The organism is Microcoleus sp. PH2017_09_SFU_O_A, from assembly GCF_020738625.1.
Classification (GTDB): domain Bacteria; phylum Cyanobacteriota; class Cyanobacteriia; order Cyanobacteriales; family Microcoleaceae; genus Microcoleus.
Genome location: NZ_JAEQCF010000121.1, coordinates 16,574 through 30,141 on the forward strand (window position 1 = coordinate 16,574; position 13,568 = coordinate 30,141).

At 46.8% G+C, this 13,568-nt stretch carries 12 protein-coding genes; 5 read left to right on the top strand and 7 right to left on the bottom strand.

Annotation, left to right across the window (positions count from 1 at the left end):
* Positions 1-216: 216 nt before the first annotated feature.
* Both JGK16_RS30200 and JGK16_RS30205 read left to right on the top strand, forming a co-directional pair.
* Positions 217-495, top strand: coding sequence for a hypothetical protein (locus JGK16_RS30200; RefSeq protein WP_293185782.1), 279 nt, complete (start codon positions 217-219; stop codon positions 493-495).
* A gap of 48 nt (positions 496-543) precedes the next feature.
* Entirely contained in the window at positions 544-1,080 is a 537-nt protein-coding gene (locus tag JGK16_RS30205) for a DUF2231 domain-containing protein (protein ID WP_293155175.1), read from the top strand.
* Positions 1,081-1,526: 446 nt separating this feature from the next.
* Here JGK16_RS30205 and cutA read toward each other — a convergent pair whose 3' ends face one another.
* From cutA to JGK16_RS30220, 3 genes are all read right to left on the bottom strand, one after another.
* A complete protein-coding gene (gene cutA / locus JGK16_RS30210; protein ID WP_293185780.1) occupies positions 1,527-1,847 on the bottom strand; it encodes a divalent-cation tolerance protein CutA in 321 nt (106 codons plus the stop codon).
* A gap of 223 nt (positions 1,848-2,070) precedes the next feature.
* Entirely contained in the window at positions 2,071-2,970 is a 900-nt protein-coding gene (locus JGK16_RS30215; protein WP_293185778.1) for a pentapeptide repeat-containing protein, read from the bottom strand.
* Positions 2,971-3,223: 253 nt separating this feature from the next.
* The gene (locus JGK16_RS30220) at positions 3,224-5,863 is read right to left on the bottom strand and encodes a VIT domain-containing protein (protein ID WP_293193606.1); all 2,640 of its coding nucleotides are present in this window, start codon (positions 5,861-5,863) and stop codon (positions 3,224-3,226) included.
* A 280-nt stretch (positions 5,864-6,143) separates the two neighbouring features.
* On the opposite strand from JGK16_RS30220, the gene JGK16_RS30225 reads away from it, so the two are divergent.
* The 3 genes from JGK16_RS30225 to JGK16_RS30235 all read left to right on the top strand — a co-directional run bounded on the left by JGK16_RS30225 (position 6,144) and on the right by JGK16_RS30235 (position 9,938).
* Complete coding sequence (locus tag JGK16_RS30225; protein WP_293185775.1) at positions 6,144-7,109, top strand: Rpn family recombination-promoting nuclease/putative transposase; 966 nt, start codon at positions 6,144-6,146, stop codon at positions 7,107-7,109.
* Between the two features lie 241 nt (positions 7,110-7,350).
* Positions 7,351-9,009, top strand: a complete 1,659-nt coding sequence (locus tag JGK16_RS30230; RefSeq protein WP_293193604.1) for a CTP synthase — start codon at positions 7,351-7,353, stop codon at positions 9,007-9,009.
* Positions 9,010-9,512: 503 nt separating this feature from the next.
* The gene (locus JGK16_RS30235; RefSeq protein ID WP_293185772.1) at positions 9,513-9,938 is read left to right on the top strand and encodes a hypothetical protein; all 426 of its coding nucleotides are present in this window, start codon (positions 9,513-9,515) and stop codon (positions 9,936-9,938) included.
* Positions 9,939-10,059: 121 nt separating this feature from the next.
* Here JGK16_RS30235 and JGK16_RS30240 read toward each other — a convergent pair whose 3' ends face one another.
* The 4 genes from JGK16_RS30240 to JGK16_RS30255 form a co-directional block, all read right to left on the bottom strand.
* Entirely contained in the window at positions 10,060-11,019 is a 960-nt protein-coding gene (locus JGK16_RS30240; RefSeq protein WP_293193602.1) for an ROK family protein, read from the bottom strand.
* Positions 11,020-11,165: 146 nt separating this feature from the next.
* A complete protein-coding gene (locus tag JGK16_RS30245; protein WP_293193600.1) occupies positions 11,166-11,684 on the bottom strand; it encodes a hypothetical protein in 519 nt (172 codons plus the stop codon).
* A gap of 228 nt (positions 11,685-11,912) precedes the next feature.
* Complete coding sequence (locus JGK16_RS30250; protein WP_293185769.1) at positions 11,913-13,094, bottom strand: MltA domain-containing protein; 1,182 nt, start codon at positions 13,092-13,094, stop codon at positions 11,913-11,915.
* A gap of 41 nt (positions 13,095-13,135) precedes the next feature.
* Entirely contained in the window at positions 13,136-13,390 is a 255-nt protein-coding gene (locus JGK16_RS30255) for a hypothetical protein (RefSeq protein WP_293185768.1), read from the bottom strand.
* Positions 13,391-13,568 lie beyond the last annotated feature (178 nt).

The window sequence follows — 13,568 nt, forward strand, 5'->3', positions numbered from 1 at the left end:
ATAAGTAGGGACAGGGCATTGCCGTGTCCGGTGCGGGGATGAGGACACCGCATTGCCGTTTCCCTAGTTGAAAAAATGATCTACCTACAGAAAGAGCTGAGGTGCGATCGCCCTAACAGAAACTTCCACCCCTTGGGAGATGCTCGCAACCGGAGATTTTTCGTTCAATAGTAGCAATTAGAAGCAGCAAAAAATTAGAAACACCAGAGAGGTTTTATGAGTATCGACAAACCGGGCAAAGATATGCGCCGCACTGTCAATCCGGGCGATCGCATTTCCGACGAACCGCAAAGCATCGAAGAAAAAGCTCAGCAATTAGCAGTTGACCACGTGCCAGACATCACGGGAGATACAGTTACAGTTCCCACTTATTTCATCGTAGATGAACCGGACGGGGAAAAGAAAGCTTTGCACCACGTCAAAGACGCTGAGGAAATTTCTGACGTAATTCGGCAGGCGCGTGTTGACGAAAATGGCGATCGCATTTGGGATTAAGTTCAATCCAATAAAAACTGGTTTGTACAAAATTTATCGGTAGAAATCATGGAAACAAATCAAAGAAATAGTACGCCCTTTCCGAATGTTCCACCGATTCTAGAAAGTGACGACAGAGAGTATCGCGATGCCGGCATTACCAGTACAGTTTCAGTTGCAGGCCATCCCCTTCACCCCGTAATCGTCACTTTTCCGGTAGCCTTTTTAGTCGGGGCCGCGGGCACGGATATCGGTTATTGGCTGACAAGCGATCCGTTTTGGGCAAGAGCTTCGGTTTGGCTAATTGGTGCAGGTTTTGCTGCGGGGATTTTGGCCGCAATCACGGGCTTTTTAGATTTTGCAAGAATTAAAAGAGTGCGCGATCGCAGTGCCGGCTGGTTGCACATGGGCGGGAATGTGGCGGCTATGGTACTTTCGCTGATTAACCTGGTGTTGCGACAAGGAAATCCGGCTGAGCCGATCGTCTTTACAGGTTTAGCTTTGTCGATCGTCGTTGCAAGTTTGCTGGGCGTTACAGGCTGGTTCGGCGGCGAACTAAGTTTTCGCCACAAAGTCGGCGTCATTGGCCCTAGCAGTCAAAATTAGTAGGTTTGCGATCGTTTGTAGTAAGGACTTCAGTCGGGAGCATTTCAGTTTTGCATTTGTAGTGCGAGCGTCCCCGCTCGCGTGCTATACAAAGCACGCGAGCGGGGACGCTCGCACTGTAAAAAAAGGGGACGCTCGCACTGTAAAAAAAGGGGACGCTCGCACTGTAAAAAAAGGGGACGCTCGCACTGTAAAAAAAGGGAAAAAAATGCTTTTTGCAAAAATGAGATGCTCCCCTTCAGTCCGTTTTTGTGCTGCGTGGATAATGCAGGACTAAAGTCCTCACTACGAACCTTTGTTTTTTCGTTTGTAGTGCGGACTTCAGTCCGTCTTGATGCGTGGATAATCAACGACTAAAGTCCTGACTACGAACCTTTATTTTTTCGTTTGTAGTGCGGACTTCAGTCCGTCTTGATGCGTGGATAAATTAGGAGTCTTCGTCCTCGCTACGAACCTAAAGATTGTGCAATCCAATCGAGATAAGCCTCACTGGCAGCAATAATGGGAATCGCAATAATTTCGGGAACTTCATAGGAATGGAGTTCCTGAACTTTTATTTTTAAAGCCTCAAATTTAGCCAAATCTGTTTTAATCACCAACTGCCACTCCGACTCGGAATGAATCTCGCCTTGCCAAGTATAAATAGAGCGAATCGGAGACAAACTTACACAAGCAGCCAGCCTGTGTTCAACTAGAGATTTAGCGATATTTTCCGCCTCCGCCTCCGATTCAGCAGTTACCAGCACCACCCCAAAATTAACACTCATAAGGATTTTAGATCAGATGTTAACAGATTTGATATTACAAATTACAAATTACCGATTACAAATTACAAATTACCATAAAAAAATGGTTTAAAGCCTCTCCCCGATCAGGATAAATTAAAAGATAAAAGAAGATAATTCATTACCCCAATCCTCTTCCTTAGAGGTAGAGGTCGCCTTCATCTGTCAACTGTCAACTGTCAACTGTCAACTGTCAACTGAACAATCACCCATTCTTAACTTCCGTAACTTCCCAAGAATTGACTTTGCACGCCCCAGCTAAGGAAAAGTAGCGCCTAGTAGATTCCGGCAAAATAGCTCCCGCCAACAAAGCATTATCTAAATTAGCTCCTATTAACGTCGCCTCGCTCAAATCGGCCGCCATCAAATCTGCTTGACACAGCTTTGCCCAATTCAAATTTGCCCCTTTCAAACAACTTCCCCTAAACTTAGCGCCGGTTAAGTTTGCTCCCGCCAACTTCACTCCCCGCAACTGAGCCGCGCTGAAATTCGCTCCCGCCAAATTCGAGCCTTCCAAATTAGCTCCCATCAATTTAGCTTCGCTGACGTTGACTCCGCTCAAATCTGCACCACAGAGATTCACGCCTGTCAACTGCGCTCGCCGCAGGCTGACTCCAGTTAATTGAGCACCAAAAAGTTTTGCACTGTTGAGCTTGGCACCGTAAAGGTTTGCCCATTTAAAATTAGCTCCGGTGAGGTTCGCGCCCAGCAAGTTAACTAATTGCAAGTCGGCGCTGCACAAATTGGCATTCCACAACACAGCACTCCGCAGGTTGGCGCCGGTTAAAGTTGCGCCGCTTAACTTTACCCTGGGCATTTTTGCTTTGACCAAAAAAGCTCCGCTCAAATTAGCTTTTGTCAAATCTGCGCCTGAGAGTTTGGTTTCGCCCATTTTGGCAAAACTCAGATTTGTTCTTTGCATCAGTGCGCCTTTGAGGGTTGCTTTGGTGAGAAACGCTCTGCTGAGGTTCGCTCCTGAAAGATTAGCGCGCGAAAGGTTGACTCCGATTAAGATTGCTCCGCTGAGGTTTGCCCCGCTCAGATCGGCTCCAGCAAAGTCTCTTTGTCCTTTTTCGTAATTGTTGAGCAGTTCGCTAACTTCCATAGGGCGTGATACCTTCTCTGATTGGGGGGGTTCGATCGAGAAATCTTTACTCTTAGGGTTGTTTCAGAAATTATACTGTTACAAAAATTAGACTGTTTCAGCGTTGGCATCAAACTGTATAACTTCTGTTAGCATCACTTTCTGTTCAAACGCGATCTCTTAATAAAGATTTTATATTGTTCTCATGGTGGCGATCGCCATTTCGGTACTTTTGACTTAAAAGTTAATGTTTCGTGACATAGATAGTCATTCCTTAACGATCGGCATTAATCCGCAATTTCAGCCTCAGCGTGCCCTTGAATCCTGCGGGAGGTTGCCAGGAATTCAAGGCTGCCTTGATACTCTCAAGGGCGTCTGTTGCTTGCAGCGTCGAGGTTTGAGTGTCGATGGCCACTTTCGCAACACGGCCGTCTTGTATGGATAAATCCCACACCGTCTCACCGCTAACCGCCGCTGGGAGATTAACAGATCGCAGGTATTGATTCAGAGATGCGATCGCTCCAGCATCCAATCCGGGAGCGCTGACTACTTGCAAGCGAGCAGCAATCTGCTGCTGGCGCGATCGTTGGCTGTCAGGAGCTAGCCGCGGGAGAGGAGCTGGGACTGGCGGTGAAACACCGCGAGTCGAGCTGGCGCTGCGAGTGCCACCTCTAGTTTGCTCGCGCTCGTCGGCCTGGACAATACCTTCATAGCTGACACCCTGCGGCAATTCCACCGGCACTTGCACGCGGCGCCGAGCACCATCAGGTTCGACTCGCACTTCTTCGCTCACAGCCACAAAAGCCGTGTATTCCGACAGCAAGCGATAAGCCAAAGCTGTATTAGTCACAGCTTCCACCAAAGAAGGAGTCTCGCCACCAAACATTTGATTCATTAAATCTTTAATGCGCGATCGCCCCCAAAGTTGAGCTACCGCCGGATTGCCAAAATCTGTAACAATTGCTGCGGCTGAAGTTGACTCCCGTTGTCTCCCTCCAGATTGAGCAAAATTAACAGGTAAAATTTGCTCGTAAGCTTTGCCGCCCGCTTGAGTGCCGCGGATGCGGAGTTGGCCGTTAGTTCGATCGCTCTTTTTGCCAAACAACACCAGCGGCTGACTGGTAAATAAGTCTGGGGGCGCGATCGGATAAATCTCCGGTTTTTCGCCCATTCCTTCCCAACTAATTTGAATATTAGTCAATACCGGACTGTTAATTTGACGGAAAAACTTTTCAGCAGCTTCCGCCGAAGGTTCATCTTGACGAATTACTTGAGACGTGCCTCTACCAACTTGGGCTAAACGGTTGAGCAAAAACCGATTCACCGAACTGCCGACACCAAAACTGTAAAGTCGATTGCCCGGTTTTATACTCTGCTGCACCAGAGCCAAAACTTCTTTTTCATTGCCAATATAACCGTCAGTAATTAGTACAATACTCCGCAGCCTTTCGGTTGGTGCAGCCGGAAACTTCATCACGGCTTGAATGCCGTTCAGCAGTTCTGTGCCGCCGTTAGCTTGCAACCGATCGATATAATTAATTGCGCTTTGTCGATTTTGGGCAGTATTCGCTAAAGGAGTAGCGGATAGCGCTTGCGCCGTGTTGGCAAAATCAATAATCGTAAAAGTATCCTTGGGATTGAGTCCTTGAATGAAGCGGCGCATCAACTCCTTAGATTTTGCTAGCGGTTCGCCCTGTTGAGAAGCGGAAGTATCCATCAGAAACACGACATCTTTCGGTACAATTTCATTAGTTTTGTAGTTTAATGCCGGAATCAAATAAGTCGCAAAATGACCGCCCCGTTGGTCGGCTTGGCTCAAGACTGTGGCACGAGTATTTTCGCCTGATACTCGATAGCGGAGAATTAAATCTTTATTGGGAATTGTGTCATAATTCGCTAGTTGGACGCGCACAAGATTGCCGCTGCGTTCTGTTGTAATTTGATGGGAAGTAGAGCGGACATCGCCGATCGCAACTCCGGCATCGATTTCTACGGAAATAGCGATATCGCGACCAGATCGCGTACCCGGAGGCAAGAGAGGCGAGTTTATGCGATCGGCATCGGTATTAACCCCCCCCTGCCCCCCCCTTGCTAAGGGGGGGGATAGAGCATCGCCCCCCCTTGCTAAGGGGGGGGATAGAGTGTTGTTGCCATCTCTGGCCCCTGGAGACTCAGAACTATTGCCCACCCTTGCTAAGGGGGGGTTGGGGGGGGTCAGATTTCCCGAAATATAGCGCGGGCCTACCACTGTCGGAAACACAAATTCGTAATCGCCACCGGCAAATTTGAGACTCTCGGTGTAGCGAATCGTCACTTCAATCTTTTCTCCCGGTTTGATATTAGCGAGAGACTGAGTAAAAATATTATCGCGTTCTTGTTCCAACAAACCCGCAGTCCTACCTTGCTCTCTAGCTTTTTGGTATATTTCCAAAGCTTCATCGCGGCGTTTGATATTAGCTTTAATAATGCGATCGCCGATTTTAATTTCCATATCGTCCACCGCCGCTTCATCGGGGAGGGGAAATACATAAACAGCTTCTAAAGATTCGGGAAAAGGATTTTCAAACTTCTGAACAACTTCGACGCGGGAGATATTGCCGGCAACTTTAGCTTTAACTTCAGTCTGCTTGAGAGTAAAGACTTCTTCTGTGGCTGTATTTTGAGTTTTGACGAACAAACCGCCGACACGACAGCGAGTTTCGGGCGATCGCGCGCCCTTACAACTAACATCGTTACTAGCGAGGATTTTCGGCGACAGAGACGAATGATTTTGCCCAGGAGTGTTTGCCCGCGCCGCATGGGGAGCGAGAATAGCACCGCACTCGTTAGCGAAGCCCTCGAAGAGGATCGCTGCGATCAATGCGATACCACCAGAAAGCCACTGTTGAGGGGATAGAACGCAGACAAACTTCATAGCAATTTTTTTATCAGACTTGAGGTGCTCTACCTACCATGACTTTACCATTGGCGAAACGTTCCTGGGTTAGCTGTTTGGGAAAAATGACTGAACGGGATTTGAGATTTTAGATTAAAGATTTTATAATTGACTCCACAGGGGCAGACTGGGACTGGCATCGGTATTGAGGTTGTTTCGGGCGATCGCAGGGCGAACCCAACCTAAAAGATTGTATAATAGTTAGATACTTAAATAACTGTAACCTCAACCTCTCAGTCTCTAGTAAAAATAAAATACCATGAGTTTCATTAATCCCAAAACTGACTTTGCCTTTAAGAAAATCTTCGGCTCTGCTGACAGCAAAGACATTTTGATTAGCTTCTTAAATGCAATTCTATATGAATCAAATCCCGTCATCGAAGACTTAGAAATTCTTGACCCTTATTTGGCTCCCAAAATCAAAGGAGTAAAGAATACTTATTTGGATGTCAAAGCTAAAATTGGTGGCAGCAAAACAGTGATAATTGAAATGCAGGTATTGAACGTAGAATCCTTTGAAAAGCGGATTCTGTATAATGCTACTAAAGCTTACTCAGTTCAATTAAAAAGTGGAGAAAACTATGATTTATTGAATCCAGTAATTGCCCTGACAATTACCGATTTCCAAATGTTTGAGCATCTCGAAACAGTAATTTCGCGGTTTTGTATCAAAGAGAAAAACAATCGAATCGATTATTTAGCCGAAGAGTTAGAATTTGTTTTTGTTGAATTACCAAAATTTAACAAAACATTAGAAGAATTAGAGACACTGACTGACAAGTGGATATATTTCATGAAAACGGCTCGGACGTTAAGGTCTGTCCCGGAAGAGTTGGGGAATGTACCGGAACTCCGCAAAGCTTTTGGAATTGCCAATGAAGCCAATCTAGATCCTGATGAATTGGAAGATTTAGAAAGGCGAGAAATTTTCATTCAAGACCAGCGCGGTGCAATTACCAAAGCGACCAGAATCGGCATCGAACAAGGCATCAGACAAGGTATCGAACAAGGTATCGAACAAGGTATCGAACAAGGAAAGCAGCAGTTACAGCAGTTAGTTGTGTCGCTGTTGGAGCGCCGTGTCTGCCCGCTGTCGCCGGAGATCCAAACTCGCATCAGTCAGTTATCCGCTGAACAATTAGAGAATTTAGGAGAAGCAGTTTTAGATTTGACCAGTGTGTCAGATTTGATGGCTAAGTTGCAGACATATTCTCGATCGAGATAAAAGAAGCCTTGGTTTCTGGTTCGCCCTTGGTCTCTAACAGCGAACTCAGGAACAATCAACAGTTGGGAAATGGGCGATCGCACTCCAAACCCATGCCAACCGCCCGATTCAGCTAATGGGCGACTCGTCGTATCCGCACCCGTAGTTGAGAAAGGCTCAAACCCTGCTGGACAATTTTGGATTTTAGCTCTTAGATTTGAGTGTTACCTTCTTAACTAGAAAGATCTAAAGTCGAAAATCTATGACCAAATTTGTGTTTGTGACCGGCGGCGTGGTTTCCAGTATCGGCAAGGGAATTGTCGCTTCTTCCCTCGGTCGCCTATTGAAGTCCAGGGACTACTCAGTCTCGATTTTGAAGCTAGACCCCTATATTAACGTTGACCCTGGTACTCTCAGCCCGTTTCAGCACGGAGAAGTATTCGTCACCGAAGACGGTGCGGAAACTGACCTGGATTTGGGGCACTACGAGCGTTTTACCGATACTTCCATGTCTCGCCTGAACAGTGTCACCACGGGTGCCATTTATCAAGCGGTGATCAATAAAGAACGCCGCGGCGAGTATCAAGGGAGCACGGTGCAGGTGATTCCCCACATCACTAACGAGATTAAAGAGCGTATTTTTCGGGTAGCAAAAAATACTAATCCTGACGTGGTGATTACGGAAATCGGCGGCACCGTGGGAGATATTGAATCTTTACCGTTTTTGGAAGCAATTCGCCAGTTTCGCAAGGCTGTCGGACGGCAAAATGTTGTGTATATGCACGTGACGCTGATACCTTGGATTCCGTCGGCTGGAGAGATGAAGACTAAACCGACTCAGCACTCGGTTAAGGAGTTGCGGTCTATAGGCATTCAACCAGATATTTTAGTCTGTAGGTGCGATCGACCTTTACCTCTGGGCCTCAAACAAAAATTGTCGGAATTCTGCAACGTACCCGAAGAATGCGTCATCACAGCTCAAGATGCCAAAAGTATCTACGAAGTACCGCTGATGATGGAACAGGAAGGTTTGGCGGAACAAACCATCAATTTGCTGCAACTCGAACAGCGGCCACCCGATTTGACTCAGTGGCAAACCTTAGTCAAACGGCTGTATAGCCCCAGCCACAAGATTGAGATTGCTTTGGTTGGCAAATACGTGCGGTTGAACGATGCTTATCTTTCGGTGGTGGAAGCTTTGCGGCACGCGGCAATCTCGATCGGCTGCGACCTAAATTTGCACTGGATCAACTCAGAAGATTTAGAATCGGGAAACATCGAAAACTATCTCCAAAATATCAACGGCATTGTTGTGCCCGGAGGTTTTGGGATTCGGGGAGTTGACGGCAAAATAGCTGCGATTCAATATGCCAAACACCATAAAATACCATTTTTGGGATTGTGTTTGGGGATGCAGTGTGCTGTGATCGAATGGGCGCGCAACACCGCCCAACTACAGGATGCCAACAGCGCTGAATTCAACCCGGATACAGCAAATGCAGTAATTAATTTATTGCCAGAACAGCAAGATGTAATCGATTTGGGCGGTACGATGCGACTGGGTTTGTATCCGTGCCGTGTAAACCCGGACACCCTCGCTTTCAAACTGTATCAAAAAGAAGTGATTTACGAGCGGCATCGCCACCGATACGAGTTCAACAATGCCTACCGCAATCTTTTCTTAGAATCAGGCTATGTAGTATCCGGCACATCTCCCGACGGCCGACTCGTAGAAATGATCGAATTGCCCAACCATCCCTTTTTCATCGCCAGTCAATTTCACCCCGAATTCCAATCTAGGCCTAGTTCCCCTCACCCTTTGTTTCAGGGGTTTATCCAGGCAGCGAGCTCTCAGGGAAAGCAGGATGTTTTAGAAGCTGAGGCCCGCGACTTAGTAGCAGGGAAACTTGCAGGAGCCTGATCTCATCTTATCTGCGATCGATTAGTTTTGATATATTGGATGTCTGTAGGGCGGGCCAGAGCACGCAATATTCAAATCGGGCAGACAATATCTGTAGAAAACCCGCCCAACCCAACAATAGGATTTGATTCGGGTTGCATTTACCAGACAGGATATCGGGGAGCATTCTCAACTACTGAAAAACCTTACCCCCAGCCCGCCGTATAGGGCTGGGCGGCTAATATCCTAAGGCTGAAGGCAGACTTGTCTGCCAGTGTAGCCTTCGGGAGGCAAAAGGCAGAAGGTAAAAATGCTGATAATTTTTACTTAACTTTTTAGCTAAGATTTCCAGGGTGATACCAGTTTTACAAAAGAATGCAACTGTAGGTAAGATCCAAACCCCGATAGTCATCTGTCATTCCCAATTCTAAAATCTAAAATCTAAAATCTAAAATCTAAAATTGTATGAGTTGTCAAACTATCCTAAAATACCAGGAAACGCAGGTTTGAGGAGGTTTTGTGTTGTGGCTTACTGGAGCAAAATTACTTATGAGAAAAATACATACATAATTGACCTTGACACTATTAGTGCTTTTTCTAGCGAACCGGATAACAAGCGTATTACATTTTGGCTGCCGAATAGCAGTCTGCCGATTATTCTCAATCCCCAAGGGAATTATGAGGCTTACAAGCAAATTCTCGAATACATCAAAAAAACGGTCGATCGCAATTCTAAAGGTTCCTGGATTAAAATTAATTACGAGCGCAAAGAATTTGCGATCGATCTGAGTCGAATTAGCTCTTTTGCTAGCGAACAGAACGGTCGCTTAATCAGCTTTTACCTGCCTGACAGCGCTACTAATATTATTATCATGCGCGAAGGCAACTCGGACACTTATCTAAAAATTCAGGAATATATTAAAAATATAACTGGGCACTCTCTGCCATGAAGAAGTTATTAGTCGTTAGTCATTGGTCATCAGTCATTAGTCATTAGTCATTGGTCAACTGTCAGCTAAGAGGGCAGGCACGGGGGCACTGCCCCTACAACTAACTGTCAACTGTCAACTGTCAACTGTCAACTGTCATAAGAGCGATTTGCCAAGCTAATTTTGCTGCGCCTACCATACCTGCTTGATTGCCCAATTCAGCAACCAATAACTGCAAACCTTCCCGAGAACTCGGCAGCACGCGCCGCTCAATTTCCGTTTGAACTGCTGGCAAGAAAAACTCGGCACCTGCACTAATTCCGCCACCGATAATAATAGCTTCTGGTGTTAAAATATAAATTAGACTTGCTAAGCCGATACCGAGATAGCGACCATAATTTCTCCAAAATTCTAAAGCTTTAGCATCTCCAGACTTAGCTAAATTGGCTAATTCTAGCGGTTCCAAGCCAGTATCGCGACGAATTGCTAGCACGGAAATGTACTGTTCTAAAGAACCGTGATTGCCACTATTACACTCTGGGCCGTCGGGATTAATCGAAATTAATCCTAATTCTCCGGCTGCACCTAGATGGCCTGAAAATAGTTTGCCATCTAGGATAACTGCACCGCCGACTCCTGTTCCTAATGTCAGTAAAATCAGGTTTTTAAAGTGCTTTCCTGCCCCTAACCAAGCTTCTCCCAATCCGGCACAATTGGCATCATTTGCTAATATTGTCGGCAATCCGGTTTTGGCTTCCAACCAGTCAGCTAGGGGGACGTTGTGCCAGTTTTTGAGGTTGATTGCGACTCGGGCTATTCTGCCTGCTGCGTCTGCTGGGCCTGGTGTGCCAATGCCGATCGCACATATTCGATCCCCCCCCAGCCCCCCCTTAAGAAGGGGGGGAGTTTGAAGTTCAACCCCCTTAAGAAGGGGGGGAGTTTGAAGTTGTAAAATAGCATCGGTGATGGCGGCTAAGACGGCTTCTGGAGTAGCGGGTTGAGGCGTTGGGACTGTTAAGGATTGGTGACAAACGCCGTCTGCGCTAAATCTGCCGAGTTTAATTGCGGTGCCGCCTAAGTCAATGCCGATTACTTGTGCCATTACGATTTAAGTTTGTAGTGAGGACTTCAGTCCTCTTTCGTCTTATTTGAGTGTGTGAAAATTAGCGACGGATGCGGCGCTTAATTGCTAAGAATATCATGCCGATCGCTCTGAGTCTATTAAATTCTTAGCCTGCTATATAAATCCTACGCACCCTCCGCATCCCTGCGATTCCCATCCCCAGAAACACCCAAACCATCCCCAACAAACACCGCCTCAATCACATTCCCATACCCACCAGCATCATCCTCAACCACCGGCAGCGGAAATCGCGTCAAAATCTCCCGCCCAGTATCCCCCGCCACCTCCGACAATTCCCCGCTGCGAATTCTACCCAACAATTCCAGCCTGCGCCCCAATTCCTGAAGCGCAGCCACCGCATCTGTAGGGGCTGTGTCATCATATTCGCCCTCAAACAATCCAGTCCCAAACCGTCGCAACCAAGCCGCCAATTCACTATCTCTCAGGCGTTTGGCGATTAAGAAACCCGCTACATCCCCTCGACTCCAGCCGACATTCACCCCTTCCAGGATTTCCATGAATTTCGACTCGTATTCCGCGTCAGTTAGGGTGGGGCGGGGTGGCGGCGGCGCAGGTGGTGGAGGTGTTTTCCCCAATAAGCGCTGGATTAGTTGTTTGAGGAATTGCCAAATTTTGTTTAGCATTTTTCGGGTTGGGATGGGTGGGGTTGTTTCTATTTTAGTCTGGTTTGCTGGGTACTCATGAAAATCAAAGAAACCGGGTTTTTTCCTGATCTATCGATGATGGCGAATATTTTTCGTAAAAACCCGGTTTCTGGCCACTCGTGAAAATCAAAGAAACCGGGTTTTTTCCTAATCTATCGATGATGGCGAATATTTTTCGTAAAAACCCGGTTTCTGGCCACTCGCTTTCTACTTTAATAGCGGATAATACAGTTCTCCAGTCGAGTTGATATAACCCGCCCGATCGCCCGCCAGGTTCCCCGTGCCCATAAATACGTCAACTCTCCCCGCGCCTTTAATTGCACCGCCCGTATCTTGATCCAAAACAAACCGATTAACGGCATTTTGTTCGAGTTTCCCCGCCGCATTGGGATAGGGCAGTTTCGTGCTAATTAATGCTAGGGCGCCGGGAGGCATTAACACTTTATCAGTGGCGATCGACCTTTCGGCAGTTACGGGCACTCCAATGCTGCCGGTAGCAGGTGCACCTTTAGTATCCTGAAAGAAGACAAAGCTTTGATTCTTCGGCAAATACTTGTCCATATCTGCCGGAAACTTGCTAAAATATTCGTTGAGTTTCGGCAATGTTAGCTGTTCTAAAGTAAACTTGCCGTCCTTAACTAATTCTCGCCCGACACCTGTATAACTCTGACTGGTTTTCCCCGCGAAACCCACTGTCATCACGCCGCCGTCTGCTAACTGCAACTTCGCCGAACCTTGGACGTGGACGAGAAATGCTTGGAAGCGATCGCGCAACCAGACTAATTCCAATCCCCGCAACAATCCTTTGCTTCCCTGCAAAGCATCCGCACCTTCCAATTCCAATCTAGTTGGGTGAGGTTTGCGCCAAGAACCGAGGTTTGGCGGTGCCTTGTACAGGGGATAACGGTATTCGGAATTAGGGGTGCGAGAGGCTTGGTAAGTCGGCTCGAAATAACCTGTAAATGCTACTGTTCCTTTGTTGTCTTTGCCGATCGACTTATAAAACACAAACTCCCGCTTGACAGATTCCTGGAGTTGTGTTGGAGTTGTAGAACTGACAACTAATTGGCGGAATCGATCGAGCGATCGCCGAACTCGATCGCGCGTAATACCTGAGACTCGATAGCGACTGTAAGCACTAGCAGCAGCTTGGGAGTTAAGATAACCGAGGCTGTAGTCGATCGACTTTAACAGCAATTGTTTATCCCCCGGCTTGCCATTTTCGCCCCAGATTTGAGCGTCAAAGGCGATCGACTCCAACTCACTCGGTTGTAATTGACTTACACTAATTTGTTGCAGCGCCGGAATTGCGATCGCGGGAACAGAAAATGCGATCGCTAAAACACAACAGGCGATCGCCAATAGCTGATAACGAAAAATCTTGCTCAACTTCTAAATTTCCCTAATCAATTGATAACTTTCCTAGTCGATTATTCATCGTATCGTTCGAGACTAGAACTAAACAGCGGTTCTACGCGAATTGCGAGAATACTGGAAGGGCGAACTACCATGTATTCTCCTTGAATATTTTTGATCGGAACATTGACAAATTCTGACGAATCTTGTTTGGGAACCAGGGTTTTATACCACTGTTGAAAATCCGGCAGAGTTGCAAAACGGATTTCTTCGCGGTGGCCGCCATCAAGCAGCAGGTGCACGGAATATTCGCTGGGTGTTCTAGGCATATGTGTATTGTAGATTTTTGATTTTAAGCTTTTGGAACGATTTCACATTTTACCTGATAGCTGGTAAAAGTATAGTCACCTATTACATGACATGGGAGGCTTCCAGTCCCTCCCCTTTCGCTTTCACTTCGAGCGGATTGACCCGCCTTGGCTGAACTACGCAGCTCTCTATCCCATT

Bases quoted from the DNA above. Each gene is read 5' to 3' on its own strand.
- JGK16_RS30220 (WP_293193606.1), bottom strand. From the start codon at position 5,863: ATGAAGTTTGTCTGCGTTCTATCCCCTCAACAGTGGCTTTCTGGTGGT.
- JGK16_RS30205 (WP_293155175.1), top strand. From the start codon at position 544: ATGGAAACAAATCAAAGAAATAGTACGCCCTTTCCGAATGTTCCACCG.
- JGK16_RS30200 (WP_293185782.1), top strand. From the start codon at position 217: ATGAGTATCGACAAACCGGGCAAAGATATGCGCCGCACTGTCAATCCG.
- JGK16_RS30230 (WP_293193604.1), top strand. From the start codon at position 7,351: ATGACCAAATTTGTGTTTGTGACCGGCGGCGTGGTTTCCAGTATCGGC.
- JGK16_RS30255 (WP_293185768.1), bottom strand. From the start codon at position 13,390: ATGCCTAGAACACCCAGCGAATATTCCGTGCACCTGCTGCTTGATGGC.
- JGK16_RS30225 (WP_293185775.1), top strand. From the start codon at position 6,144: ATGAGTTTCATTAATCCCAAAACTGACTTTGCCTTTAAGAAAATCTTC.
- JGK16_RS30245 (WP_293193600.1), bottom strand. From the start codon at position 11,684: ATGCTAAACAAAATTTGGCAATTCCTCAAACAACTAATCCAGCGCTTA.
- JGK16_RS30240 (WP_293193602.1), bottom strand. From the start codon at position 11,019: ATGGCACAAGTAATCGGCATTGACTTAGGCGGCACCGCAATTAAACTC.
- JGK16_RS30215 (WP_293185778.1), bottom strand. From the start codon at position 2,970: ATGGAAGTTAGCGAACTGCTCAACAATTACGAAAAAGGACAAAGAGAC.
- cutA (WP_293185780.1), bottom strand. From the start codon at position 1,847: ATGAGTGTTAATTTTGGGGTGGTGCTGGTAACTGCTGAATCGGAGGCG.